The organism is Legionella maceachernii (assembly GCF_900167045.1).
GTDB lineage: Bacteria > Pseudomonadota > Gammaproteobacteria > Legionellales > Legionellaceae > Tatlockia > Tatlockia maceachernii.
In genome coordinates, this window is the sequence record NZ_FUXJ01000008.1 from 146,130 (window position 1) to 173,018 (window position 26,889).

The window sequence follows — 26,889 nt, forward strand, 5'->3', positions numbered from 1 at the left end:
TTGTTGAAGATAATTACCAATTTGATAAACTTGTGAACATTTAGGGTTATATTTAGCGGTTATATTATTAATTATGAGCTTTTTTTACGACTACAACAAAATCGCTCTTGGGCAATTGACTCATATAGGTCATACTGTCTATAAAAATGCTAAGTATTATTATGAAGAGGGCAAAGCATTAAGAATTATTTTTAAAAAAAATAAATACAATGATCCCCAATTTTCGTATTTTGAAGCCGGTTTTACTGCAATAGCAAGCCGGTTTTTACGGCCTCATTTAACCCCAAAACAATTTTTAGTAAAAAATCATCGTCAGCAGGTTGTTGGGTTGGCAGCAGAACATTTTGCTTATGCTGCTGAAAGACGCGAAGGTTTAGGGAATTTTGCAGAAATCCGAAGGAACATCAAACCTCATCGTGCAGACAAACGTCATAGATACAAGGAAGGGTATACCATTATTTCTAGAACAGTGAAGAAAGCGAAAGACATTCCAATTTCTTTTTTTGATCAATATCCTCCAGGTTTTTTCGGTGTATTGTGGGAAGCGAGAAAAAGGAAGGAAATTGATTTCGATATGAATTCGTTAGCGAGTGTATTGACCAGCTCTTACACATTAGAAGAAGACGACCTCCATAAGGGGAATTTTGGTTTTTATCTCGTAAAAAAAATAGGGAAAGATGGAAGGGCAAGAATAGTTGTTGTTTTTTTTAAAATTGATAATGATCTCATGATGGCTGATAGCGTAATGTCACGCTGTAGCTCGCGAATTGTCAATTGGCGGCATGGTGATCATGCTTTTGATGTAACAAAGCGCGATCTTCTTTCTTTTCCGAAGCTTGTTGATTCACAAAATTATTATTGGCCCACTTCCTTACGTTTTCTTGCTAATCCCATTGATAACAAAATGTATTCGAGTGCTAGAGAAATTCAGGCGTTTACTGAACTGGGGGACGATATTGAATTTCAGCAAGCGAAATGGCGGGAGTTTTATAAACACATCTTGATTCCCAAAACCGTTATTGAAAAGGAATTAAGTCAGGTGTTTGATAAAAACAAGAGTGATGGTAGAGCTCAAATCGCCTTAATTACTCATGCACTAGTCTCCAGGCAAGCTAAATTAAGAGCGGTTCTTTTTACTATCCCGGAATTTCGCACCTTTGTACGTACGATGGATCCGCAGGCGATCACGGCAATGCAACAAGAAATTCTTGAGGGAATGAATGATGAATCTTTGCAAAACGAGCTTACTTCTAGTATGGATCGTTACCAGTCTTTCAGTGAAAGAGGATTTTTTAAAGGCGATACACCCTTGCATATCGCCATACGGTTAGGTGATTATCGTAATCACGAAACATGGGAAGCGTTTAGTCAATTTGCTGAAGTGCCTAACGCCAGGGGTGAGAAACCTCTTGATGTAGCAGTTGCAATGATGAAGAACACAGAACCTCATTCCACAAGGGATGCAAGAAAAGATCCGTACTTCATTATTCAATCGCTCTTAGAGAAAGGAGTCGAAAAAACTAACTCTTACCGTCTGCTTAATAGGTGTAAAAAGGCACAAATTAAGTCTTACAGTTTGAAAACAATCCATATTAATAAGGCAGGTATCGCTCATTCAAGTCAGGCGTTCTTGGAAGTAATGCAAGGGATAAGCGAGGATTACAGCCTAAGCCTTAAAATGAAAAAAGAGATTGCTATTGTTTGTCTCAAGCAGTTCATTAAAACACAAAAAAATAATCCTCAATATGAAAAAATGCTGTTGGAAATGAAAGAGGCTTTAAATGGTCATAACACTCCGCCTGCTCCTGAATTGCAGTTTATTCGTCAACTGAGAAGTCGTCTATGGATAATCCGTAAAATCAGAGGACTTTTGGGAGGAACTGCAACCCAGGTCGAATTCAATCGCTTAATTAATGCGGAATTAAATCGGCTACACCCCAGCTGTTTTTCCAGTTTCTCTTTCTTTTGTAGCAAGTCCAATAGCGATTTAGCGCTTGATAGTGCTGAAACTCAGACGCATATTTTTTCTGGTGATGTATCCGTTCCAGGGTAGCTCGGCCTCTGTTTTTAACCCATTCAAACCTCATAATTTGTTTGTTATATGATCAAATTTTTCTTAAAAAACACAAATGGGTTAATAATTTCTTAATCTAATACCATTATAATTATTTTCCCACTCGTCTTTATCTTGATTAGCAATGAAATTGAATCACTATGTCCATGCACTATTAGCTATTTTTAATAGTGAATCAGATCCTTCTAGTAAACTGCAATACCGCTATTATAAGGATGTGGATACCTCAATGCATTTACTATTAGAGCAAGATCAAACCGCTGATTATTACATGCATAAAGTGGAAGAGTTATTAATGGTGGCACCCCATCCAATTTTGGCTTACGAGTGCTCACATTGGCAGATAAGAGAAATGTATCGTTTAGTGAATACGGCCATTGCCTCTTATTCTTCCTCATTAGATCCGTTCCGGGAAACACTCACTGTGTTTAAAAGTGAACTTGAAAAAGATACTTACTTAGCTGATTTTTTACAACAAATGAGTAAGCGAGAGAATGTCGAATTGGTTTGTTCAGGGCATGGTACTTCTTATAGTTGGCATAAGCCCATTGACTTATCACAATATGGTTCGCAAACAGAAGTGGTGGTTTATTCAGGGTTAGGTGGGTTATTAAGCCAAAGCCTGGGGGTTGATATTGAGAACCAACAATTTAACCCTGATAAAGTAATTGTTCGTAATTTACGTGAAAAAAAAGAAGAAGAGGGATATTCGCCAATGTTTTTTTACAGCGCCACTGGAAGTTACCGAACTGTTCCTGATTTTACTTTGGTGGATTGCCATAAATTACCTCATCCAAGAGTCATTGAACCTGAAACAGGAACCGTGGTTTTTGATATGAGCCAAGTTTCAAAAAAGAAAAATTATTTTTCTTTATCCACAGTCATTCAACGATTTCCTAATCGAAAAATTCATTGGGCTGCTTGTACAGGGGTTACTCTTCCTGATGGAAAAAATACCGGTCCCTGTGTGGATCTCGCTTGGAAGAAAAAAGAAGACGAAACGTTGCAAAGACCCACTAAAAAAAGAAAACTTGAGTCAAAAGATGAACAAAGTTACACGATACCAAACTTCTAACGTCGGGGTCAGTGTTTCCTATTTTGCGCAATGCAATAGTTTGCTTCACCTTTAAGAATGCTGCGCTTAAGCCGCTTCTAAAATTGCGGCTATACCCATACCACCTGCGGTACAAATGGAAATTAACCCTCGACCATTGCCTTGTAGGGATAACATCTTTGCAAGACTCGCAACGATGCGAGAACCCGTTGCGGCAAAGGGATGCCCCAAAGCTAGGCTTCCGCCTTTAATGTTCATTTTTGTTCGATCAATGGCTCCCAGTGCGGTCGTTCGCTGGAGTACCCGTTTACAATATTCCTCCGATTCCCACGCTTTCAAAGTACAAAGCACCTGACCTGCAAACGCTTCATGAATTTCATAAAAATCGAAATCTTGCAGCGATAGCTTATTGCGTTTTAATAATTCATTCACTGCAATAGTGGGTGCCATCAGTAAACCTTCGCCATGAACATAATCTACCGCTGCGACTTGAGCATCGACAAAACGGGCAAGGAGAGGGGAGTTATATTTTTTTGCTGTCTCTTCGCAAAGTAAATAAACGGCAGAAGATCCATCCGTGAGGGGGGTGCTGTTGCCAGCTGTTAAAGAGCCTGAACCACTCAAATCAAAAGCCGGTTTTAATTTAGCTAATTTTTCCAGAGTCGTGTCTTTACGTAAAATGCTATCACGTCTCAAGCCAGAAAATTCGCAAACCAGATCATCGTAAAAACCTTCTTCGTATGCTTTAACCCCATTTTGATGACTTAAAAAAGCCAATTCATCTTGCGCTTGTCGTGTGATACCCCATTCCTTAACCATTTTCTCAGTGTGCTGCCCCATGGATAAGCCTGTTCTGGGTTCCACAACAGCAGGAAACTCTGGTTTAAAATCGCTGGGTCGAAAAGAAAGGAATCGTTTTAATTTTGTCAAAAAATGATTTGCATGATGTAAAGCAAGTAATTTTTGCGTAAAAGCACGTCGAAACATGACAGGTAGGTCACTGTTTGAATCCACTCCTCCCGCAATGCCATCCTCGATCTGATAGTTGGCAATTTTTAATGCGATTTGTAAGGTGGTTTCTAAACTGGTGCCACAAGCTCTTTGTAAAGTATATCCTGGGGTATGAGGGTCAAGATCTGAGCCGAGAACGCATTCGCGAGCTAAATTCCAATTAAAAGAGCTATTCATTACCGCGCCAAGACCCACATCACCAACCCTTCTTCCCTCAAGATGCATCGTTTTGACTAGCTGTTGCAAAGAGGTAATCATCAGGTCCTGGGTGGATATATCCTTGTAAGTGGACATTGATTTGACAAACGGGGTCCGAATGCCTCCTGCGATATAAACGGATCTTGTTTTCACTGAGTTATTCCTATTTGTTTTTAATACATTTTCTTACACTTCTTTTTCTATGACAACTGAAGCATGTGCTCCTGTGGTTAGTTTGAATGCCTAAAAAATCAAACTGACTAAGCATCTAAGCAGACATTCGATTGTGATAATGCCAAAACATTGGCATAAACTATTTTTCCAAGCAACGAGGTAATAAGTACCTCCTAAGTTTCGCACGAAGGGTTATGCCAAAAGCGAATTGAATTCATTCCAGATTTTCCTTTCTAGTTAAAAGAGCTTTAATTTAACACCCTTAAGATTGATTGACTATTAATCAATCAGGGTGGAATTAACGTGCCAAGATATACAGCAGTAGCAATATCAAATCCTAATTATCGGACAATAAGACTAACATACGAAAATATAGCTCAGCGACTTCGTGCTGGTCATTTTTCTCATAATGGTAGTGTAGATTTTGAGCAGGAGCATGATGTTTTAGAAGTATTATTAGGTTGGACACAGCTTGCCAGAATTAAACACATTATAGTCAGTTATGAGCTTCTGGATAATAACAATTACCAGATATTAAGTTTCCGCAGTTTAGAGGATGAAAGCCGCTATACTTTTCAAGAGCCATTGACGTTTGCTTCCGAGTATAATGAAATTATGGGAGCAAGAATGATGCGGCCGCAGCCAACGATGCAGCCGTTAGGACCTACTGCTGTCACAGCCACACTCGTAAATGCCCCAGTTAACATTAATGGTGGTCAAAGTACTCATACAGCGAGCGTGCATAAGTCGGTTACCGAGTCACTGCAGCGCTTAGGCTGTCGTTATCCTCAAATAAATATTAATAATAATATTGAGGCTATTAAAGAATTTTCCAAAAAAATCAACGCTCAAACTTTACCGAACACATCAGAGCTCGAGCGCAAAGCCGCGATTCGCTTTATAAGGCGCATGGATACTCTTTTTGATAATAAGGAATCAGGGTCAAATTTAACAATAAAGCATATTTTGGCGCTGATTTGGGAGGGGATGCATGATGAGAAAACCGGAGCCCTGAAATGTGATAGACAAACTGCTGAAGAAAGTTTTGTTAAACATTTGTATGAAATTCAACGAGGTTACAATTTGGATTTAACCGGCAAAGATATGGGGGGAGAGGATAAGTCTATTTGCGCCGGCGGAACAATCAACAAATTAACAGATACATTAAATGGTGGAATGCATGCAGATGTGGAAATCATTTATATTACAAAAGAAACAGCCGGTGAAAAACTAAAAGCCTTAGTAAAAGAAAGGGTAGTTGCTTTTATTCAAAACTCTCCACATAAAGCTGAGTTGATTACCCAAATTGATAACTTAAAAACAGCCGACGAATTGCCAACTTGGGATATTCCTGATTTAATCTTAAATACAATTAAAGATGATGTAAAAAAATCTTTTTATGCTGAGTTTCAAAATAGTTTAAGTTCGGTGCAACTGGAGGAAATTTTCATTCAATATGAATATACCTCGCTTGACCAAACCAATTACAAGCAACTTAATGAAGAAAAAATTCCTGCTAATATTCCTGGTGAGATGAGTAGTGAAAAGGCGGATGTAGAAGAAGTTTCTGTCCGCCCAGAAGTCAATATATCTCAGGAAGTACCAGAGGTTATTAATAGAGAAACTACTAATAAAGAGAAAACAGCAATCCCCCAAGAAAATGTTAGACAGCCAGGTCAATCTCTTCAAATGCAGCAATTTCAACACAATAGGAGTGAACCATTAGCCTCAGTGAATCGTGTTGTCCAATCACCACAGCAAATTTTGGAAGAGGTAACTCCTCAAATACATCTCTTACCTCTGTATCGACAATCTGCAGAAACTGATCAAAGCATTGTGGGGCGGATATTTCGATTTTTTGGTGGGTTTAATCCTTCATCGGTGTGCCAAGCTGAAGATGATTTACCTAGGGTGTATAAAAGATCACAATGACAAGCCAAGCGGGCAAACTATCATCTAGCTTTAACGTCTAGCGATCATCCTAGGGGCTAAAGAGAAATCACAAAGCAACTGAGTTGACTGGTGATGATCTAAAATTGATGTGGATAAGGTTCATCTTCGTCATCCGTTAAGGGTGACGGAGATTGAGTGATAATTTATGGTGGCATGGTTTACATGTTAACCGCAAACGTATGTGTTTAATGCGCGCCTGTCATCAACAAATGCTGGCTTTGATTAGAAGATTGCCAGTGCTCGAGATAGACTCGTTTTCTTCTTTCGTAGCCCTCTTTCGTAGCCTTCTTTATCTTCGAACTTCTCTTAGCTCTTCTAAACTTCACATCTGCTCCCTCTGATGAAAAAATAGCAGAATAGGGAAGCTAAATAATGGCGGTAGATGCGATTTGTAGGTGCTTACCGTGATGATTAAGAATTCAACGGTTAAACAATAGCGCCAAATAGTCTCTTAAAAGCAAACCCACCAAAAACAGACAATAAAATGACAACTGAACCAAGCAAAATAAGTGTTTTATATCCCTATAGAAGCGATGTATTAGACGATCGGTAGACCCCTAAATTTTTAGGGGGTCTTAAGATAATCGTGAACTACACGACCATAGGGCAATATTAAATCGGTGAGTACATGCACCGCTTTTACCACCTTTTTTACAGGTAACCGAGCAAGTTGTGCCAAAGCATGATAATGCAAATCCAATCGTGCGGGCCCGGTCCATGCTCCTTTGATTTCGACATTTTCCAGTTGGTATTCAACGAGTTCGCAAATGCGAGTGGTCCCATCCACATGGGGAATTATTTTTAAAAGGTAAGAGGGCGTCATCATTGATTTTTTAATAGCCTCGGGATCCAATTGTTGATACTTAAACCCCATAGTCGCTGTCGCAACCCTACAGCTTCCATAGTCCAAGATACCGACTAAGGTTTCTTTTTCTATACACAATCGAGGTTGGGCTAATTTTTTGGGAAAGCCCCAAATTTCCCGTCCTCCAGAGATAGGAGGCATGTCATCTAAATACATCGCATGCGTGTAAGAGCCAGCTTTTCCTTTATAACGAACCGGTATAACCTGACCCGATTCCGTGTAATCACCAAATCCAGTTGAATCCGGCATGCGAATGACTTCAAAATTGACCAACGGTTCTACGACTTCTAATGGAGCAGGTACAACCTCTTTTAGAGCATCCATGTCTGTTTCATATGTAATGATAAAATATTCCCGGTTCTTAAAATAATAGGGGCCGCGAGGGTAAGCAGGACTAGTGAAAGGCATTGCAAAAGCGTTTTTCTTTATTTGTGCTTCATCCATTTTAAATTCTCCTATCCAGATGCTAAAGCGATGGTATTCTTTATATCTATTCCATGAACCACCCATGACTAACCACTAAGGATTGTCCCGTCAATGCATTGGATGGAAAGGCCGCAAAAAATAGAGCAGTTTGAGCCACGTCTTCTACCGTGGTGAATTTGCCATCGACCGTGTCTTTAAGCATCACTTTCTTGATAACATCATCCTCACTAATACCCAGCTCTTTCGCTTGTTCGGGTATTTGCTTGTCCACCAATGGCGTGCGCACAAAACCAGGACAAATGACATTGGCATGAATGCCGTATTCAGCTGCCTCTTTAGCAACAACCTTGCACAAGCCTAACAAGCCATGCTTTGCAGTCACATAAGGCGCTTTTAATTTAGAGGCTTCTTTGGAGTGAACAGAACCCATGTAGATAATGCTTCCCCCTTTCTTAGCGGCGTACATGTGTTTTAAGCAGGCTTTTGTGGTGAGGAATGCACCGTCTAAATGGATGGCTATGAGTTTTTTCCAATCGGCGTAGGCTAATTGATCGATGGGATCAATAATTTGGATTCCTGCATTACTGACAAGAACATCGATACCACCAAATTGTTTGGCTACGGCATCAACGCCGGTATTAACCTGATCTTCGTCAATCACATTCATTTCCACAGCCATTGCTTGGCCTTTTTTTTCCTTAATTTCGTCGGCGACGAGTTGGGCTTGTTGAAGATTGAGATCAGCAATAGCCACTTTTGCACCTTCGCTTGCGTAAAGCAGAGCAATTTCTTTCCCGATTCCACTGGCAGCGCCTGTTACTATGGCAACTTTGTCTTTTAATCGCATGATTCACAGTCCCTGTTATGTTATTGTTTTAGCAGTATAGCAGTGCGTTTTCTATTTTGCTTTATCCTGTATCAAATTCCACTGTAACTTAAGCAACCTCTTGTTTTTGTGAAATAACTCGTTGTTGAAATGACAAAACCCTGATTTTGCTTTTCAGATGAGGCAAGCAAAGCAAAATCAGGGTCATACTAACTTCAACAGTTAGTAGTAATAATAAACGCCATTTCGCCAGTAACCATTACCCCAGGCCGCATTTCTCCAATATCTTCTATCTTGGGCTTGGCCGATTTGATTACCAACTAAGGCACCCAAACCGCCGCCAACTACTGCGCCGCCCCCTCTACCTACGGCATAGCCTATTCCTGCGCCAGCAGCACCGCCGGCAACAGTTCCTACTTGGGTATTGGTGCAAGAACATAAGGTGAGTGCAGAGAGACCTGCAAAAGCGAAATAAGCGATTGTTTTTTTCATGGTTATTTTCCTTTTGTTAGTATTGTTTATTTCCCTCAAAAAACATAATAGTACAAAAATAAACAAAATGATTAATAAAAACGCAATTTTATTGCGTAATGTAGCTAGGTAGACTCATAAACCCTTGTGGGAACTGGGTTATAGACTTTGGTAAGCGGACGAGAATAAATTTAAGTTGAGAAATTATTCATCCCCCAGTAGTATTGGCTTATCGTTTCAAAAAAAGAGGGTGTAATGTTTCGAGGGAGTATAGTTGCGTTGGTCACCCCAATGCAGGATGGTCAAGTGGATGAACCGCGCTTACGCGAACTAGTGGAGTTTCATATTGCTGCAGGTACCCATGCCATCGTCCCTGCAGGAACTACTGGAGAAGCAGGTACTCTTTCTCATCACGAAAAACTTTTTGTTATCAAAACAGTGGTAGAGCAGGTGCGAGAGCGTCTTCCTGTTATTGCCGGAACAGCGATGAATTCCACTAAAGATTGCATTGAATTAACGCGAGAGGCTATGGAATGTGGTGCACATGCAGCTCTTATTATGACCCCTGCTTACATTAAGCCGACACAAGAAGGGCTTTATCAACATTACAGTGCAATTGCTCATGCCGTGGCAATGCCGATTATTCTTTATAATGTACCAAGCCGAACTGCTTGTGATATGTTGCCTGAAACGGTAGCAAGGCTTGCAAAAATTTCCAATATCGTAGGCATTAAAGAGGCCACAGGGCAAATGGCTCGTTTGCAACAGATATTGCGTACATCACAAGAAAGTATGGATGTGTATAGTGGCGATGATTTGACTGCGGCTCAGTGGTTGTTAGCTGGAGCGAAAGGAGTTATCTCGGTCACAGCGAATGTGGCGCCAAGACAGATGGCAAAATTATGTGATGCAGCTTTGGATGATGATCATGCCGGGTGTTTACGGATCAATGAACAATTAATGAAACTCCATGAGTTATTGTTCGTGGAATCCAATCCTATACCTGTAAAATGGGCACTAAGCAAAATGGGCTTGATAAGGGATGAATTGCGGTTACCCTTGACAAGCTTATCTAAAGAACACCATCAAGCATTAGAGCAAGTACTTCGTACTTTGCAACTTGTTTAAACGAGGATAGTTGTAGTGAAAAAAATTGCTTTACTTTTAGTTTCAGCGCAGCTTTTGGCGGCTTGTTCAGCCTATACTAGTAATGGTGAGAGGCAATATTTACAAAGCAAAAATGGGCCTAAAGTTGTAGTCCCTCCTCCATTGACGGAGGCGAACATTAGCCACTTTTACGATCTGCCAAACCAGGCTCAAAGTGCTCAAGTGAGTATAGTACCTCCCTCTGATTCAGAACTTAAGCAGGCAGCTAGCTAATATGGGATGATTATGTCAATAGACGCAGACGGATTAGCCTTCATTCAGGATTTATCGAGACGTATTGTAGAGGCACAAAGCCAAATACGGATCTTAGACAGTATTAAATGGGATGATTCAATCAAGCAGGATTTTTTTAAACATAAAGGGAAACGGCTACCGCCGGTGGATCAAGACTATTACCATAAAAGGCCATTACCCTTTGATGCGCATGAAAAACAGGAAGAGTTTCGTTTAATTTTGCGCGATGCGCAGAACCATCTGGGGCAGTACACCCCAATCACCCGCATCATCAAACGTCAGTGCGAAGAATACTCACGAGCTGCCCATATGCTTGATGTAAGGGGTACACCCACTTTTTGCGAATTGGCCATGGAGTTGTATGGGAGTCCTAATGATGCTTTCTACTCAGGAGGACCTCGATTATCTGAATTAGGAACCGTGCTTTTTGACGTATTAACTGCGCTTGATGTCCAACTTAAATCAGATGCGGATGTGAAACGTTATACTCCGCAGCAAGCGCAAGAAATTTTGCAAGAGCGTCTAGGTCATTTTTTTGATCAGCATCCAGGAAAAGTGACTGTGCAAGTAAGCGATGACATGGTAGCGGATGCTGCAGCAGGTGCAGATACCATTAAATTAAGCCAAAAAGCGATGTTTAGCGAACGTGATTTAAAATACCTCGAAGTTCATGAAGGCTGGGTACATGTGGGTACTACTTTAAATGGTTCAATGCAGCCTTATTGCTTCTTTTTATCGAAAGGCTCGCCTTCAAGTTCGGTCATGCAGGAAGGTTTAGCTGTGATTACCGAAGTAGTGACCTTTTCTTCTTATCCTGCAAGAGTACAAAAGATAACCAACCGAGTGATTGCTCTTGAGAAAGTAAGACAAGGAGCTAATTTTCTTGATATCTACCATTATTTTATGGATTGTGATTTATCTGAAGAGGCAGCTTATAATCAGGCAGTACGTATTTTTAGAGGAAGTACACCAGAGGGCGGACCTTTCACTAAGGATTTATCTTATGCAAAGGGGTTTTTGTTGATTTACAATTTTATGCGGTTTGCGATCAGTCAACGCCGTATTGATGCAATACCTCTATTGTTTTCAGGCAAAATTGTTTTAGATGATTTACCCTTACTGAGCGAGTTAAAAGAGCGTGGATTACTCTCTCCACCAGTGTACTTACCACCGCCATTTCGAGATTTGGCAGCGCTTGGTGCATGGATGAGTTTATCTCTTTTCCTTAATAAATTTAGCTTAAATGAGATTCAGAAGAATTTTCGTTTTCTTTTAGTTTAAGTGAATGCTGCTCTAGCGAGACTAGGCCTACTTATGCTTTAATTAGTGTTATTTTCAAGGAATTTTTAGAGTATTGCTATGACTTTTGTGATTACTGAAAGCTGCATTAAATGCAAATACACCGATTGCGTGGAAGTTTGTCCAGTGGATTGCTTTTATGAAGGACCCAATTTCTTAGTCATTCATCCTGATGAATGTATCGATTGTGCCTTATGTGAGCCTGAATGCCCTGTTCAAGCGATCGTTTCTGAAGATGATTTGACCGAAGACCAAATGCAATTTAAGGAAATTAATGCCGAGCTCTCTAAAGCTTGGCCAAATATCACGTCTAAAAAAGAAGCACCCGCGGATGCTAAAGAGTGGGAGACTGTGAAAGATAAACTTCAATACCTGCAAAAAGAGTGGGAGAAGTAGTCGCTGCCGTTGATGATGTCGCAGCACATTGTCAGCGCGTATTAAGCGACAAAGGAAGGCTCACTACCGCGATCCCTGGCTTTATTGCACGTCCGGCACAGATTGAATTATCTGTCGCAATAGCCCAAACCATTGCTGAGCAATCAATCTTAGTGGCTGAGGCTGGCACAGGCACAGGAAAAACATTCGCTTATCTGCTACCGTGTCTTTTAAGTGGCAAAAAAGCACTCATCTCTACTGCCACCAAAACCCTGCAAGATCAGCTTTTTCAAAAAGATTTGCCTATGCTTGTTCGTGCTCTCGGATTGCCCGTACGCGTGCAAAATCTTAAAGGCAGAGCCAACTACATTTGTCGTCATCGTGTCGATTTGCATGCACAAGAAGGACGATTTGTTAATCCGCAATGTGCCCACGAAATTTTACACGTGCAAAAAAAATTGCCGCAGCTCACTGCAGGCGAAAGAGCAGAGTTGCCTGAAATTAATGAAGATTCGCCAGTTTGGCCTTATGTCACCTCAACGGTCGACAATTGTTTAGGCAGTGAGTGTGAGCATCATCAGACGTGTTTTTTAGTGAAAGCACGAAAGCGAGCGATGGATGCGGATATCGTCGTTATCAATCATCATTTGTTTTTTGCGGATACGCGCTTAAAAGAAGAAGGCTTTGGTGAACTTTTACCGGGCGTAGAGGTGGTGATTTTTGACGAAGCCCATCAACTCACTGAAATTGCCACTCATTTTAATGGGCAGCGCGTAAGCACGAAACAATTTCGTGATTTAGTCGATGACTTACTGCGGGAATGGCCCGTGCTTGATTTAGCCAACCAGCCTTTAAAACAACTCAGTTTAAACGTGGATCAGGTGATTGATCAATTGTTGTTCGCTTTGCCAAGCAATGAGGAGCGCCTGGCTTGGCAAGAGCTTAAGCGTTTTAAAACTTTTGATTCTGCTTGGAAAGCATTGCTTCATTTAGTGGATGAATTTTTAGAATGCATGGATGCAGCAACGGTAGAGGCGAATGCAGGGTTAGTGCGTTGTCAGCAGCGTTTATGCGACTTGAAAGCGTTACTTCTTCAGTTTGAACAAACGGATAAGGTGCAAATTCGATGGTTAGAGCGGTTTAAACACAGCTTAGTTTTTCATGCAACTCCTTTTGATATTGCCGATTGTTTTAACAAATTATTAATGCGTCAATCGGCAGCTTATGTATTCACCTCAGCAACCTTAACGATGGCCTCCTCTTTTGATTATTTTACCAAACCTTTAGGCCTCACTCGCGCGAAAACGCTTGCCTTACCCAGCCCTTTCGATTATCAGCAACAAGCATTGCTTTATTTACCTCGTAATTTACCGGATCCGAAAAACGCGAATTATTATGACCTGTTGTTGGAAAAATCGTTGCCTGTCATTAACGCATGCGGCGGCCGTTGTTTTTTCTTATTCACTAGCCATAAGGCTTTAAAATTGGTTGCTCAACGACTTGGCAATACTTTAAACTACCCGCTATTAATCCAGGGCGATGAAGCAAAACCGATTTTACTCGCGCGCTTTCGTGAACTGGGCAATGCGGTATTATTGGGGACATCCACTTTTTGGGAAGGCGTCGATGTAAAGGGAGAGGCTCTCTCTTGTGTCATCATCGATAAATTGCCTTTTGCAAATCCGTTTGATCCAGTCACACAAGGAAAAATGGCGTATTTAAAATCGCGTGGGTTATCGGGGTTCGATGAATTATCATTGCCAAGTGCTGTCTTGGCATTAAAACAAGGTGTTGGCCGGTTGATTCGCGATGCGAAAGATCGTGGCGTGTTAATGATTGCCGATCCTCGTTTAACCGGTAGAGAATACGGACGGTATATTTTTGCGAGTTTGCCTGCTCTGCCGAAAACACGTGACGAACAAACGGTATTAAATTTTATAGAGAAATTAGCATTACAACATGAATCTGTTAGCCATTGATACTTCCACAGAACGCGCCTCGGTTGCGTTAATGCAAAATGAAGAGATACGCAGTGAAGAGCAAGGTGCGCAGCGCGACCATGCGCGGTTACTTTTGCCGACCGTCGAGCGTTTGTTGGCAGAAGCTGAATTAAACTTAAGCCAATTGGATGGAATTATCTATGGGCGAGGACCGGGTAGTTTTACTGGCTTACGAATCGCATGCAGCGTAGCCAAAGGACTGGCTTATGCGCAGGATTTACCCGTGTATCCTGTAAGCAGCCTTGCCGCGATTGCCAATGAGGTGCTAGAGCAAAAAGACGAATTTCATCAGCTCACTGTTTTAGCGGTGTTGGATGCGCGAATGAATGAATTATATTGGTCTAGTTTTAATGAGCAATCTCATAATGGAGAAGAACAGGTTTGTGCCGCTGCCAAGATTGCGTTGAGTACCGATAAACCCTTTGTTTTAGCTGGTGTGGGTTACGAAGCTTATCTGTCACAACTATCGCCCTCTATTCAGAAAAAAATGGTTAAGGCTATTACGATGTATCCTAAAGCAGAGGCGATGATTCGCCTTGTGTTAGCTGGAAAAATAAAAGCGGTCAGTGCAGCTGACGCATTACCTGTTTATGTACGCAATCAAGTGATTCAAGGAGAGCCTCGTGGATAAACGTTTGCTTGAAATCTTGGTTTGCCCCCTTTGTAAGGGCAAATTACTGCTTAAAGAAAATGAATTAATTTGTCGTTTCGATCGCTTAGCCTACCCAATTCGTGATGGGATACCGGTTATGCTTGAGCAAGAAGCGCGATTGATTCCTTTAGAGGAAAAAGAACAATTATGAGTATCGATTTTCATGTCGTTATTCCTGCTCGTTATCAATCTTCACGGTTGCCAGGAAAATTGATGTTGGAATTGGAAGGGCAGACCGTCATTGAGCGAGTGTACAGGCAAGCAGTTAAAGCCAAACCTAAATCCATTATTATCGCAACAGACAGCTTGGAAATAGCCAATCATGCAACTCATTTTGGTGCGCATGTCATCATGACTGCAGTGAGTCATCAAACCGGCACAGATCGTATTGCAGAAGTGGTTGCAAAAGGCCAATTTGCAGGACAAGATATTATTGTCAATGTGCAAGGCGATGAGCCGTTAATTGCTCCCGAACTCATTTCACAAGTCGCGTACAGCCTTTACTCATCACCTAATCCAATGGCGAGTTTATGTTGGCCAATCGAGAGCGTGGAGCAATTGCATAATTCGAATATCGTTAAAGTGGTCCGGGATAAACACAATGATGCACTTTATTTCTCAAGAAGCGCGATTCCTGCTCATCGTGATAACCCAAAAAGTATGACACAGGTTTTTCGCCATATTGGATTGTATGCTTACCGAGCTGCTTTTTTACTGGAGTTCGTTAGTTGGCCAGTTTGCGAGCTTGAAGCCTGTGAAGCTTTGGAACAATTGCGAGTGCTTTGGGCGGGATACAAAATTAGAATAGAGGAAGCCTGCACCGCACCTTTACAAGACATTAACACGCAAGATGATTTAATTTCAGCGCGTAAGCTGCTCAAAGAAGTCGGTGCTTGGTAGTCGCTGTGGGTCCTCCGTCTGTGCCCTACATCCCGCGGCTTGTCCGCAGGATCCGTGAGAAGTTGGCAAGGAGAATAGGGTAACTTATTCAATGGGGTAAAAGACCCCACTCGAGTTATGCCGCGGAGGCAGCGGTAGCCGAATAAAGCGTATCAAGAATCTCATTACCTGTTTCTACCAGCTGCCTTTCTGTGGTAGAAGACCAAGGTGTTTTAGGAATAGGTTTGAAAAACCGATCATGAGAATTATGTTCCAGTTTAAAGTAGGAGCTCACTTGATGGGTCAATGCTTGCAACGGTTTTAAGATATTAATACGAATCCATTGAACGAAGTCAGGTAAAATACCATCAGACAAGTTTTCCATTTGCGCATTGTGAATCGTTCGGTTCACGTTCGCAATGAGATGAGATAGGTATTTTTGATCCGCACGTTCTAGCAAGCGGTTACTCGTTTCTTGAGAGTCAAGGACAATTACTCCTATTTCATCCGATTGTTCCTCTTCATCCACTATCGAGAGTAGATTCTGATTGATATAGCTTTTGTTAATTTGAGCGAATTGGAATTGCATGGCGAGCAATTTAAATAATCGAGGATCAATTTTATCTAAATACGCTTTGTAACGAGCCAGAGTTAAGTAATTTTCCGAGCTGCCGGGAATTTTTCGCAAGGCTTCGAATTGTTGCTCGTCTTCAGGATAAGTTTCAATCGCGGCATCAACATACTTATTAACTATACGATTGTATTCTTTTTTCATCCTTTCAATGGCTAAAATCGATTGTTGATAACCCACTGATTGTAAGCGCCCCTCAATAATTTTGGCGCCTTTAAGCACTTCATCACGTGCCTGTAATTTCTTTTGAGCTACATCAATGGCTTCTTCAAGTCTATCTAATAATTGTCGTACTGAGGGAGTCGTAGCCGATTTCAGTGCATTATGAGCCTCTATAACGTGTTCAACCGCGATAGCCGCCTCTTGGGTTTTGCGACTCAGTTCTGTTTTAAAAGGGTTAATGTCATTGAAATGTACAGGGCTAGAAAACCGCTGGATAATTAAATGTTGTACCGTATTTTGGTAATCCTCGAAAAGTCGTAGGTTGACCTCACTGCTCAGTTTCTTAAGCGCCGTGGTTAAGCGTTCCACTTCTTCTTGTATTTTGGACAAATTGATTTCTTGCGTAAGTCTTAATTGTTGGTATTTGATAGAATAGGGGCTGAGCGCCTCTTTCACTGCCTCCATGGAGTAATAAGTGTGTAAGACTTCTTGCGCTTTTTCAATTTCAAATTTTAAGTCCTGTACTAACCAAGATTTAGCCATACCATAGCGTTCATCCAAAGCGAGAATCTGATTTAAAGTAATAGAATAAAGACCGTTATCTCCTGCGAATTGCTTTTCCAAAAGAGTAAATTCAGCGCAGACTTCTTTTTGCAGATCAGTGAGCTGATCGAGGCGCTCTAACGGCGATGAAACCAATTCTAATTTTTGTTTTTTGTCTTTGTAGCGTGCAAATAGCCTTTTAAATTGATCATCTAGCTCATAATAGCTGTTGATAATTTCAAACCCTTTTTTAACTTCTTCAATTTTGCCATGTTGCTTGGTGAACAGCATCAGTTTGGCTTGCAGAAGCAATCTTCCACTTGAAAGTTTAGAGGCTATTTCTTCAAACATTCGTGGAATCTTTTTCTCTTGAGTGAGCTGAATTTCTTTTAGGGCATGAAAATCTTTGATTGCCTTAATATCAAAATGGTTTAGCTTACCTGTTAGATTGCGGAAATGAATGATTTGTTTTCTAAGTAATGCGTCATCGTTTTCAGAAGAGGTGGCTTGCAATAAACCAGAAATGAATTTTTGAGCCCCTTTGAATAAAGCTTTTTCAGACGTTGAAGCAACAGGAGATGCAAAAAGTTCATTTAAAAAGCTATCAATGGCTATGCGATCAAGGGCATTGATAGTGGGTTTATTTAGAGTGTACCAATGCGCTGGTTCACCAAGATGCCTAAGCAATTGGATACGAAAATTTTCAATCACTTGAGTAGGTAAATGCATCTCTTCTGCTTGCAAATCAACCATAATTTCTTTGATGAATTCAGCAAGTTTCTTTGTGAAAAATAAGAGGTCTTGATCTGTCTTTCCTTCTAAATGAATGGTGGAAAGAATCATAAGAAAATGTTCGAGGGCATTTTGAGTCTCCGCTTTTGCCGAGCGCAATTCTTCCCTTAAACCAGCAGAGTCTGATGCAGTGGGTTGGAGGAAGGCTTGCCTTTCGAGGATATTTGCGCGCAATTTTTCTCTGGCGCTGTTTAAATCCATCATTTTAAGGATGGCCTCATTAAGTTGATCTTGAATGGCTATACTGGTCCTGAAGGAGCTCAATACCGGGCGCATTCCTGCAATGAATAGATTGGAGTTGTGATTTAATTTTTTAAGCTCAATTAACCATTGTTTAAGCAGTGGATCGAATTGTGCGAGCTTATCTAGTTCGCTGAAATCCAAAATAAAACCCTCATGGAAAGCGACTTGTTTTTCAAATTTGGATTTAAGTGTGCCGATTACTTCTTGGAGGGTTATCTCCTTTCTTTGGAAATCAGATAAGCAATCGAGGTTATGGGCTTGAATAATAGCTTGACGAGTTGTTCGCTTTAGATATAAATCTCGAAAGTGTTCTCTGCTTACACTTAATTGGTTGGGCATCTGGCTGATTTTTTCTTTATACAAACTAATTTTTTCCAATTTTTTTATGCTTTCTCTTCCTTTCCCAGATTCCCATTTTTCTTTAAGTAAATCCAATTCCATTAAAAGGCTTTCGTTCATTTCTTGAACGGATTTTTTAAAGCTTTGGAGCAAGGTATTAACCTGAATAATGGGTTGTATTTCAGCTTTATTTTCTATGGGACATATCCAATTTATTTTTTCTTTCACCGCTACTTCTGTAAAGAAGGATTTAGTTTGTTGGAAAAAAAGGCTCTTAAGATGTCGTAATTCGGCTTCAAGTGGCTCGGTGTGTCCTGATTTAACCGTTTCGTCGTTACAACGTCCTTTTAAATATTGAATAGTTTCTTTCAGGGAGGGGGTAAATTCTAAAGGTAATAAAGCAATAGCGACGTGTTCAATTTCGGCAACTTGATTTTCTATAATTTGCAGTTCATGCAAAATTTCTTCTTTAGTTTTACCCATGGAAGCACTCGGTTTTTGATTTTATTTGTGTCACAAAACTATCATTCGAAGCTTAAGATAATCTTAAAGAATTGTATCATAAGTGTAAATATTTGATGGCTGAGTAAGCTGATCTTATCCCATGGTTTGTGGATAAGAACCCAGTAAGGTCATCATGACTGACATCGATGCTAATTCATTAAGAGCAGCTTGAATATGCGATTCGGATTGGTGACCTTCAAAATCAATAAAGAAGAGATAAGTCCAATTGCGATGTCGATAAGGACGTGATGCAATTGAAGTCATATTTATTTTATATTTCCCAAACGGGGCAAGTAAATTCACTAAACTTCCGGGTTCATGCGGGGTAGAAATAATAAGTGATGTTTTATCACATCCACTTGGACCAGGAAGCTGCTTCCCTAAAATGATAAAACGAGTGGTGTTGTTCGGATAATCTTCAATGTGCTGATGAAGTTTGTGCAATTTATATATTTCTACTGCATTATCGCCGCAAATAGCAGCAGCGTTCGGATTTTCGGCTGCCATTTGGGCTGCTACACCATTGCTCGCCACCTCATGCAAAGAAGCGTTTGGATAATGAACAGACAACCAATGCCGACACTGAGCTAAAGCCTGTTGATGACCATAAATAATGGATAAAGGGCGATCAGGATCTATTCGTGCAAAATGATGACGAATACGTAAAGCAATCTCGCCACAGATTTGGACATCGGAATTAACCAAATTATCTAGAGTAACGTTGACCATCCCTTCAGTACTGTTCTCAATAGGCACTACGCCATAATGTACATTACCGCTCTCTACAAGCTTAAATACTTCCGTGATGGAAACCTCGGGAACTAAGTTGACACTTTCGCCAAAATGCTTAACCACGGCTTGTTGAGAAAAAGTGCCTTCTGGGCCTAAATAAGCAACGGATAAAGGTTCTTGCAGAGCGAGGCACGCGCTCAGGATATCGCGGAAAATTTGGGCAATTTCGCGATCGGGTAATAAGCTAGTATTGTTTGCAACAATAGAACGAAGAATTTGTGCTTCACGCTCGGGGCGATAATAGATGGGACTTTGTTGTAATTGCTTAATTTTTGCCACTTCAGCCGCTAAATTGGCGCGTTCTTTAATGAGCTCAAAGAGTTGTTTGTCAATTTTATCAATATGATTTCGTATTTTTTTTAGCGCGTCTTCAGTCATAATAGCCATGATCTCTTAAGTCTATTTAATAGGACGAAAGCAAAAATTTGTACATAGAATAGCATTACTAACCATAACACGATAATCAGTAAATTCAAAACGGATGTCAATTGAAGCAGAGTTGAGCTTTAGTCCAACAAAAGTTGGTCACAACAGTAAATTTTTGAGTAAGATTTGCGGTTTATTAGAGAAATAATACACTTAGGCTAAGCCCCAACTTACGGGAGTTTCTTTAATTTTTATGAGCGTGTACCCATTCAAAATCCTGGGTTGTCAGTAAGCTCATTATAAAATTGATTTCCCGCTTCAACTAAAAATTCTTCTGTTCTGCATGCCCTCCAAGTAGGTGTGAAAAAAGAATTTGGAACAAAACAATAGGTTAGCAGGTATTGAAGGGGTTTAAGAACGTGAATACGAATCCATTGAACAAAGTCCGAGCGAATTCCCTCAGAAATGTATTCCATACTCTCATTATGCAGCGTGTCTTCTACTGTCTTAATAAGTTGGTTCTTATATAAGTGTTGCTCAGCTTGAAGTAGCCTTTGTTCGGTGGACGCTAACGCCTTCTCATTACATTTTATTTGAGCTGACTTCAGAAAATTTCCATTCAAGTATTTTTCATTAAGCCTCTCATACCCAAACTGCAATGATAATAATCGACATAACCTTGGATCAATTTTATCAAGAAGATCAGTAAAACGATCCGCATGAGCATGGAATGCATTTCTTGTCCATCTTTTTTCTTTCAGTTTCACAAAATTAGCAATCTCATCAGGATTATTTTCACAGGCTTGGTCAAAATATTTCTTCAATATTCGGAAATATTCTTCTTGGATGACTTTAATGATTTCGAGTGATTTCAGATAATGTTTTGAACGCTTGCGATCTTCAATAGAAGCTTGTTGTACTGATTTCTCAAAAGCGACTAATGCGCTATCCGCCTGTGCGAAAGCAGATAGTGAAGCGACGCATTGTTGATTTGAGGTCGTCAAGGTGGTGTAAGCGCTTTTTGCTGCTTCAATTGCACTTAATGCAGCTTCTTTTTGGGAAATCAGCCCATTAGCAATCGAGTTTCTTTGTTCTAATGTTGGAAGAGGCAACGCTGCCCGTTGCATCAAATCAGCCAGAATTTTTTGGTATGCAATAGCAAGTATTTCTCTTGGTATTTGGCCATGTTGTTCAAAATCTTGGATAGCAAGTTGATTTTCCCGATGGATTGTAGCCAAAGGCCTATTTTCTCGCGTTTCAGCGCATAATTCTTGACGCATAGTATCAAGAAGAATAAGGGTTGCTTGCGCTCGTTCTAGGACACCCTCATTTTTCATTTCGGCGGGTAAACGCAAATAAGCAGATAAAACCACCCGAGTATTTTGAAAGCTCTGGCGTAAATTATACCTAAGGTTTATTAAGCTAAGATGATATTGACTAGCTAAATGGGAAGTCAAATCCAATGTTTCTTTATAGAAGTTTTTCTCTCCCTTCAACTTTTGATGTAGCCCCTCTAATTTAATCACAATGTCGCGCTGAACCGAGGTAATTTGCCCTAATTGTTCCAAAGTGGGGATCGCTTGATCTTTATATTGTGCAAGTACGGCTTCAAACTCACCTTCTATCTTTTCTAATTCAGCTAAAAACAGACGGCCTTTCCTTACATCTTCGTAATCATTGAATGGCTCAATGAATAAATCCAATGTGGATTTCAATTCCTTTTTTAAGGTTTGAAGGGTTAAGGTTATGTCAGCAATTCGTTCTTTGATTTTTTTAGTTTGGATAAGGCATTCTTTGATTGTATTAATAGGAAAATGGTCTAATTTAAATTTTAAGCTGCGTAATGAAATTAATTGCCTTTTGATGCCATAGGCTTCAACTCGTTCCTCTGAAGGATGATCCAGCAAATCTATTAAGATTTGTGGAGGCAATATTTAATAAACCATTGATAATTTTAGGTCTTGAATCTCTGGTAACAGGTTTAGTAGTCGTACTTAATACAGTTTTCACAAAAGCATCAATTTGATTGGGATCAAGCTCATTGCGTGTTCCAGCACTAAATAACGGTGCAATGAGGTCGAGGTGTCGAAGAAGCTTTCCTTGAAATTCAAGAATCTTCATATGAGCTAACGGGTTGAGCGTTCGTAGATCTTTGACTATTTCCTCTAAAAATTCTTTTAATTTATTTATTAATAGCGCATTGAACTGATCATCTGCATTTTCAAAGTGAACCATGGAGAAAATGGTCAAGAAGGAAATTAAAGTATCACGTAATTCATTTCTTGTTTCAGTAAGAAATGCTTGGGTAATAGGTGTCTCAGAAGGCAAAAGAAAGTGTTTTCTGTCCCAAATAGTTGCCTCTAATTTTTTTTTCTTATCGATTAATTCACTTAACTCAGGTAGAGCTCTAGTAGCATGCCATGAATCTTCTCTTCTTCCGCTGAATCTTGTTGCCAACTTGTGTTAACCTGGCTAATTAATGCTTCTAATCGTTGAGTGAGACTATTAAGCGATAAAATCCATTGTTTGATAAGGTAATCGTCTTGAAAAAGAAGTAGATCAGGTATAGGTGCCGATTTGGTTTTATGCTCAGCTGCGAATCCATCAAATTTTTGTTTGAGTGCATTGTTCGTTTCTACCCAAGGACTCTCAATTATTTTACCACCCATATAAACACCTTACAGCTAACTTAAATAAAAAATGATGAATTCAGTAAATAATAGATTAGGCTTTACTTAAACTGTCCTGTCTTTTCTTGCGTAAATAAAGTAAGAAGGCAGGGAAGATCATAATTAAAATGCCACTACCAAAGACTAATCGAAAACGTGTTGCTCCTCCTATATCCATGCTGCTCTCTGGAGGAATAAAGCCAATAAATAACGTAATTGCACAACCTGCAAGCCCTAAAATGCAGGTTAAGTAGTAGCCAAAGCGGCCTCCAGGAATAACAAAAGGGCGAGGTAAATTGGCAAATTTACTTTTTAGCTTCCAGGCGGCAATGAACATTAACACATACATGATGATATAAAGTTCAGTACTCAACGCAGTAAATAACCAGTAAATGGCATTAATGCTTGGAAAGAGTAAAAAACCGCTACAAAGGAGGGTGACAAGGATCGCTTGCAGGATCAAAATGCGTGAAGCAATGCCATGGTGATTTAAACGGTAAAGCCAATGAGGTAAAAACCCATTATCAGCAGCAAGTAATAAGCCTTTTGCCGGAGAAATAATCCAATTGATCATACTTCCTAGGCTGCCCAACAATAACAAAATAACAATCACTGGCATGAGTGCTGTGAGATGATAGGCTTGAAAGAAATTGGTAAAAGCGCGCATTACCCCGTCTACAAGGCTGATTTTTTCCTGTGGAAGAACAAAGGCAATGGCTAATGAACCAAAAATCATGGTTGTCAAAATAAGAATAACCGAAAGAAACATGGCCTTGGGAAAATTGCGCTGAGGATTGTGCACATTTCGAACATGCACTGCTGCTAATTCCATCCCGAGAAAGGACGTCATGATCGCCGTCAGCGACACCCAAGACTGAGTGTCTTGCCAATGGGGTATTAGGCTATGAAAATGCAGATCAATGGCAATGGGATTCCCTTTAATTAACCAAATAAGCGCAAGAAGAATAATAAAACCCATAGGCAAAATCATTCCGACTATCGCACAGAAGCTTGCAAAGGTTGCTGAGGCGCGTAAACCAGCAAGTCCTAAGAAAGTGAGCGACCAAAAGACAATCAAGATAACACTAATGAGGTAGTATTTATTTTGAGCTAACGCGGGGTTAATAAGATAAGCGAGTGTCCCTGCAATAAATGAAAGAATAGTCGGATACCATACCATCGTATTAATCCATTGCAGCCAAATGGTAAAAAAGGCAGGCGTTTCACCAAAAGCATGCTTAACCCAACTATACACTCCACCTTCCTCTTCTGACCAAGTCGAAGATAATTCAGCAGCGACTAATGCGACCGGAATGAGAAAAATAATGGCTGAAAAAATGAAGAAAAAAATCAATGACGAACCAAAGAGCGCGGTAGCTGGTAAATTGCGGATACTGTCGATCGCGCCAGTGATTAATAGCACTAATGCGAAGACTGAAATTTTTTCGGAAGACCAGGCTTTCATAATCGACAGTTCCCAAGAAGCCAAATTGGCAAAAAGATATGCATTATAAGGGAATGAGGGAAGTCATGAAAAGCATTTTTTTACGGGTGTTGCCTAACTCCCATGCACCGTTATCACAATGCGACGTTGGGTCGCATGATTTCGATGTTCACACAAATAAAGTCCTTGCCATTGCCCAAGTGCCAGCTGTCCTTTGGTGATAGGTAGAGTAAGACTAACGCCCAGCAAGACATTCTTAATATGGGCTGGCATGTCATCTTCGCCTTCTAGTGTATGATGATAAAGGCGCTCATCATCAGGAATGGCTTTGTTGAAATAGGTTTCTAAATCGTGCGGAACATCAGCGCAGGTATTTTCGCTGATGGCAAGCGATGCCGAAGTGTGTTGCAAAAAAAGATGCGCTAAACCAGTTTGAATCATCGGCATTGTCGCCAAACTTTGTTGCACAGTAGGAGTAATGAGATGAAAGCCTCGTGACATTTGGGGTAAAACACAGGTGGTTTGCCAGTAAATGGGTGCTTTATCCATGACGGTAACCATCCCGACAAGCAGGCGAGCGGGGGATACCCCCACTTGCTTGCCATTCTTCAGGGGTGTACAAATGCAAGCTTAAAGCATGTAATCCTGTATTGAATTCTTCTGCCAGTAAATTATTCATTAAGCGATGGCGTGCAATCTTTGCCAGGCCAGTAAATTTTTCAGCAACCACAGATACTTTGAAATGGGTTTCTGCGCCATCGGGAACATGGTGGCTTTTAGACTCATCCACAACGTCTAAAAAAATCGGAGTTAATTGGTGAATAATAAGCTGACTGATTCGTTCTTTTCTGGTCATAACGCGATAACAGGCTAGTTTAAGTTTTTAAATTATACCCATTGCGAAACGCATTGTCATATTTTAGTCTATTTGTTCAGGTTCTTAAGTCATTCCGCCAGAATTAATTTGATTTGAAGCAATATTCCTTTATCGCTAAGGGGTAACTTTATGGCATACTTCCTCTCTTCTTAATCTCAGGAGATGAGTATGAAACAAAAGGGATTAACGCTTATTGAGTTAATGATTGTGATTGCCATCCTAGGCATTCTTATTTCAATCGCGATTCCTGCCTATCAAGATTACACCGTTAGAGCTCGCGTCGCGGAAGGATTAAACATGGCTCAGACTGCAAAACTCGCCGTCGCTGAAGCCACAATGGCGAATCATGCTCTACCGGCCTCTCAGGAAGGCACACACTACACAAGCCCTGCACCTACTGAAAATGTCCAGTCCATTGTCATTGGAGCCAAAGGCGAAATTACCATTACTTATACGGAGCGTGCAGGTAACGGAACTTTAGTATTAGATCCTACGCTACAAGCCAATGGTGATTTAACATGGACATGCAATAAAGGGACATTAAAAAGACAATATCGACCCGCAACGTGTCGAGATTGATCCATACTTCCGAAATGTCATCCTTCACTTTATGGTTACTAGTAATCCTATTTGTTTATTTAATTGACCATGAACAGGATAGACTCTATAATTTCGCCACGGTTAATAAGGTAGAGTTGAACGATGAAAACTGCTTTTTTTGTCAGTAGTGTTGGAGATACTAGTTTAGCATTAGCAACTATTGAGTTATTGGAAAAACAAGAGAGTGGAAATGAAAGCTTAATTATTGCGCTAACCAAGACAGCAAAAAACCACATTGAAAAATTTCAGTCCCCTTCTCTCATTGAGAAAAAAAGCCTGTTTCAACTCTTGAAAATGGATGATTTTCCTGCAGGGGCATGTTCCGAAGAGCAAATTCAAGCCATTACTGAGTACGTAAGAAAAGAGCATCAGATTGATCATGCTTTTTTAGGTGTGCCGTCAGTGGATAATGAACTTCCTTTTCAAATCGCTCAGGCATTGGATGATATCCCTGTGCTTATTGCTGATGAGTTTATGTTTAAACCAGAGCCACATTCTTTATGGAAATATTTACCTGCATTGAAACAAAAACCCAATGTTCAATGGGGAGTGCCACTGGATACCGCAATTGAAGATTTTGGGCCTGAGGCAAAAGTGTTTGTTACTGGGCATTTAAGTATCGATAGCGCGCTTTCAGCCAAACCTCCTGCACCTGAAACGATAAAGAAGACGAGGGAACAATTAGGCATAGCTCCCGAGCAATTATTCGCCTTTGCAAGTAGTTCAACTCAGCCTGTAAAAACCTGTGATGCCCCTTTTTTAAAATGCGTGTTAGAAGAACTCCCTAAGCATCCCACGGTGCAACTGCGTCTTGGGTTACATCCAGGAATAGAAGATTTGGATGAGTATTTGCAACATATCTTACTTATTTGCAAAGCATACCCTGAAGCAGAAAAACAATTTAAAATTATTTTACCTGTCGCATTTACCGCGAAGCTTAAACAACCTCAATTAACCATTGATAATCCTCTGTATGAAAAACTATTCCTGCGCGTTGAAGTGAGCGGGGTGGAGGCTGCGGCTGCTGCGGATGGTGCATCCCAAGCGGTACCGGGTGCGCTAACGAATAAAGCAGCAATGGAGGGTAAAGCTGCCTTTTGTCCTTCAGGAAAACCCTATTTACCGCAAACGCGTTTTGCAGAAAACTTAGCGAGCTTTTTTGCCTTGAAACGGCAAGACCCTCTAACACGAAAAGACTTAAATCTTAGTGAAAAAAGTGCCGCTGAAATTTATACTGATATGATTTGTACGCCTCAAAAGATAAGTTAG

25 protein-coding genes are annotated in these 26,889 nt (G+C 40.4%); 13 read left to right on the forward strand and 12 right to left on the reverse strand.

Annotation, left to right across the window (positions count from 1 at the left end; all coding sequences use genetic code 11):
- The first annotated feature begins 73 nt into the window (after nt 1-73).
- Together ankK and B5D33_RS08560 are read left to right on the forward strand one after the other, a co-directional pair.
- The gene (gene ankK / locus B5D33_RS08555) at nt 74-2,053 is read left to right on the forward strand and encodes a Dot/Icm T4SS effector AnkK/LegA5 (RefSeq protein WP_058451186.1); all 1,980 of its coding nucleotides are present in this window, start codon (nt 74-76) and stop codon (nt 2,051-2,053) included.
- Between the two features lie 145 nt (nt 2,054-2,198).
- A complete protein-coding gene (locus tag B5D33_RS08560; RefSeq protein WP_058451185.1) occupies nt 2,199-3,149 on the forward strand; it encodes a DUF6863 domain-containing protein in 951 nt (316 codons plus the stop codon).
- Nucleotides 3,150-3,215: 66 nt separating this feature from the next.
- On the opposite strand, the gene B5D33_RS08565 is transcribed toward B5D33_RS08560, so the two are convergent.
- Nucleotides 3,216-4,490, reverse strand: a complete 1,275-nt coding sequence (locus B5D33_RS08565) for an acetyl-CoA C-acetyltransferase (protein WP_078767390.1) — start codon at nt 4,488-4,490, stop codon at nt 3,216-3,218.
- 324 nt (nt 4,491-4,814) lie between these two features.
- On the opposite strand from B5D33_RS08565, the gene B5D33_RS08570 reads away from it, so the two are divergent.
- Nucleotides 4,815-6,443 (forward strand): hypothetical protein, encoded by a 1,629-nt coding sequence (locus tag B5D33_RS08570; RefSeq protein ID WP_058451183.1) that lies wholly within the window; start codon nt 4,815-4,817, stop codon nt 6,441-6,443.
- Between the two features lie 586 nt (nt 6,444-7,029).
- Here B5D33_RS08570 and B5D33_RS08575 read toward each other — a convergent pair.
- The 3 genes from B5D33_RS08575 to B5D33_RS08585 form a co-directional block, all read right to left on the reverse strand.
- Nucleotides 7,030-7,773 (reverse strand): acetoacetate decarboxylase, encoded by a 744-nt coding sequence (locus tag B5D33_RS08575; RefSeq protein WP_058451182.1) that lies wholly within the window; start codon nt 7,771-7,773, stop codon nt 7,030-7,032.
- Nucleotides 7,774-7,819: 46 nt separating this feature from the next.
- Nucleotides 7,820-8,602, reverse strand: a complete 783-nt coding sequence (locus tag B5D33_RS08580) for a 3-hydroxybutyrate dehydrogenase (protein ID WP_058451181.1) — start codon at nt 8,600-8,602, stop codon at nt 7,820-7,822.
- Nucleotides 8,603-8,803: 201 nt separating this feature from the next.
- Complete coding sequence (locus B5D33_RS08585) at nt 8,804-9,073, reverse strand: glycine zipper domain-containing protein (protein ID WP_058451180.1); 270 nt, start codon at nt 9,071-9,073, stop codon at nt 8,804-8,806.
- Nucleotides 9,074-9,307: 234 nt separating this feature from the next.
- Between B5D33_RS08585 and dapA the strand changes: the two genes are divergently transcribed.
- The 8 genes from dapA to kdsB all read left to right on the forward strand — a co-directional run bounded on the left by dapA (nt 9,308) and on the right by kdsB (nt 15,679).
- Nucleotides 9,308-10,180, forward strand: a complete 873-nt coding sequence (dapA, locus tag B5D33_RS08590) for a 4-hydroxy-tetrahydrodipicolinate synthase (protein ID WP_058451179.1) — start codon at nt 9,308-9,310, stop codon at nt 10,178-10,180.
- Between the two features lie 15 nt (nt 10,181-10,195).
- On the forward strand, nt 10,196-10,432 hold the full coding sequence (locus B5D33_RS08595) for a hypothetical protein (protein ID WP_058451178.1): 237 nt from the start codon (nt 10,196-10,198) through the stop codon (nt 10,430-10,432).
- 12 nt (nt 10,433-10,444) lie between these two features.
- On the forward strand, nt 10,445-11,734 hold the full coding sequence (locus B5D33_RS08600; protein ID WP_115304878.1) for a flavohemoglobin expression-modulating QEGLA motif protein: 1,290 nt from the start codon (nt 10,445-10,447) through the stop codon (nt 11,732-11,734).
- A 78-nt stretch (nt 11,735-11,812) separates the two neighbouring features.
- Nucleotides 11,813-12,148 (forward strand): ferredoxin FdxA, encoded by a 336-nt coding sequence (fdxA, locus tag B5D33_RS08605; protein ID WP_058451176.1) that lies wholly within the window; start codon nt 11,813-11,815, stop codon nt 12,146-12,148.
- The gene (locus B5D33_RS08610; RefSeq protein ID WP_058451175.1) at nt 12,136-14,106 is read left to right on the forward strand and encodes a DNA repair helicase YoaA; all 1,971 of its coding nucleotides are present in this window, start codon (nt 12,136-12,138) and stop codon (nt 14,104-14,106) included. The genes fdxA and B5D33_RS08610 overlap by 13 nt, the downstream gene beginning before the upstream one ends.
- A complete protein-coding gene (tsaB, locus tag B5D33_RS08615) occupies nt 14,087-14,758 on the forward strand; it encodes a tRNA (adenosine(37)-N6)-threonylcarbamoyltransferase complex dimerization subunit type 1 TsaB (RefSeq protein ID WP_058451174.1) in 672 nt (223 codons plus the stop codon). Before B5D33_RS08610 ends, tsaB begins: the two co-directional genes overlap by 20 nt.
- Entirely contained in the window at nt 14,751-14,930 is a 180-nt protein-coding gene (locus tag B5D33_RS08620) for a Trm112 family protein (RefSeq protein ID WP_045098768.1), read from the forward strand. The genes tsaB and B5D33_RS08620 overlap by 8 nt, the downstream gene beginning before the upstream one ends.
- Complete coding sequence (kdsB, locus tag B5D33_RS08625; RefSeq protein WP_058451173.1) at nt 14,927-15,679, forward strand: 3-deoxy-manno-octulosonate cytidylyltransferase; 753 nt, start codon at nt 14,927-14,929, stop codon at nt 15,677-15,679. Before B5D33_RS08620 ends, kdsB begins: the two co-directional genes overlap by 4 nt.
- Nucleotides 15,680-15,794: 115 nt before the next feature.
- Here kdsB and B5D33_RS08630 read toward each other — a convergent pair whose 3' ends face one another.
- From B5D33_RS08630 to B5D33_RS08665, 8 genes are all read right to left on the reverse strand, one after another.
- Complete coding sequence (locus tag B5D33_RS08630; RefSeq protein WP_058451172.1) at nt 15,795-18,851, reverse strand: hypothetical protein; 3,057 nt, start codon at nt 18,849-18,851, stop codon at nt 15,795-15,797.
- A gap of 114 nt (nt 18,852-18,965) precedes the next feature.
- Nucleotides 18,966-20,051, reverse strand: coding sequence for a prephenate dehydratase (pheA, locus tag B5D33_RS08635; protein WP_174223979.1), 1,086 nt, complete (start codon nt 20,049-20,051; stop codon nt 18,966-18,968).
- A gap of 248 nt (nt 20,052-20,299) precedes the next feature.
- On the reverse strand, nt 20,300-21,961 hold the full coding sequence (locus B5D33_RS08640; protein ID WP_133140974.1) for a hypothetical protein: 1,662 nt from the start codon (nt 21,959-21,961) through the stop codon (nt 20,300-20,302).
- Nucleotides 21,906-22,487: a hypothetical protein gene (locus B5D33_RS08645; protein WP_133140973.1), complete on the reverse strand. Its 582-nt coding sequence runs from the start codon at nt 22,485-22,487 to the stop codon at nt 21,906-21,908. The genes B5D33_RS08640 and B5D33_RS08645 overlap by 56 nt, the downstream gene beginning before the upstream one ends.
- Nucleotides 22,421-22,699 (reverse strand): hypothetical protein, encoded by a 279-nt coding sequence (locus B5D33_RS08650; protein ID WP_058451169.1) that lies wholly within the window; start codon nt 22,697-22,699, stop codon nt 22,421-22,423. The genes B5D33_RS08645 and B5D33_RS08650 overlap by 67 nt, the downstream gene beginning before the upstream one ends.
- Nucleotides 22,700-22,754: 55 nt before the next feature.
- Complete coding sequence (locus B5D33_RS08655) at nt 22,755-24,164, reverse strand: amino acid permease (protein ID WP_058451168.1); 1,410 nt, start codon at nt 24,162-24,164, stop codon at nt 22,755-22,757.
- Between the two features lie 93 nt (nt 24,165-24,257).
- A complete protein-coding gene (locus tag B5D33_RS08660) occupies nt 24,258-24,692 on the reverse strand; it encodes a secondary thiamine-phosphate synthase enzyme YjbQ (RefSeq protein ID WP_058451167.1) in 435 nt (144 codons plus the stop codon).
- The gene (locus B5D33_RS08665) at nt 24,685-24,999 is read right to left on the reverse strand and encodes a BolA family protein (protein ID WP_058451166.1); all 315 of its coding nucleotides are present in this window, start codon (nt 24,997-24,999) and stop codon (nt 24,685-24,687) included. The genes B5D33_RS08660 and B5D33_RS08665 overlap by 8 nt, the downstream gene beginning before the upstream one ends.
- 189 nt (nt 25,000-25,188) lie before the next feature.
- Here B5D33_RS08665 and B5D33_RS08670 point away from each other — a divergent pair, with 189 nt between their 5' ends.
- Together B5D33_RS08670 and B5D33_RS08675 are read left to right on the forward strand one after the other, a co-directional pair.
- Entirely contained in the window at nt 25,189-25,599 is a 411-nt protein-coding gene (locus tag B5D33_RS08670) for a pilin (RefSeq protein ID WP_058451165.1), read from the forward strand.
- Between the two features lie 123 nt (nt 25,600-25,722).
- Nucleotides 25,723-26,889 (forward strand): hypothetical protein, encoded by a 1,167-nt coding sequence (locus tag B5D33_RS08675; RefSeq protein WP_058451164.1) that lies wholly within the window; start codon nt 25,723-25,725, stop codon nt 26,887-26,889.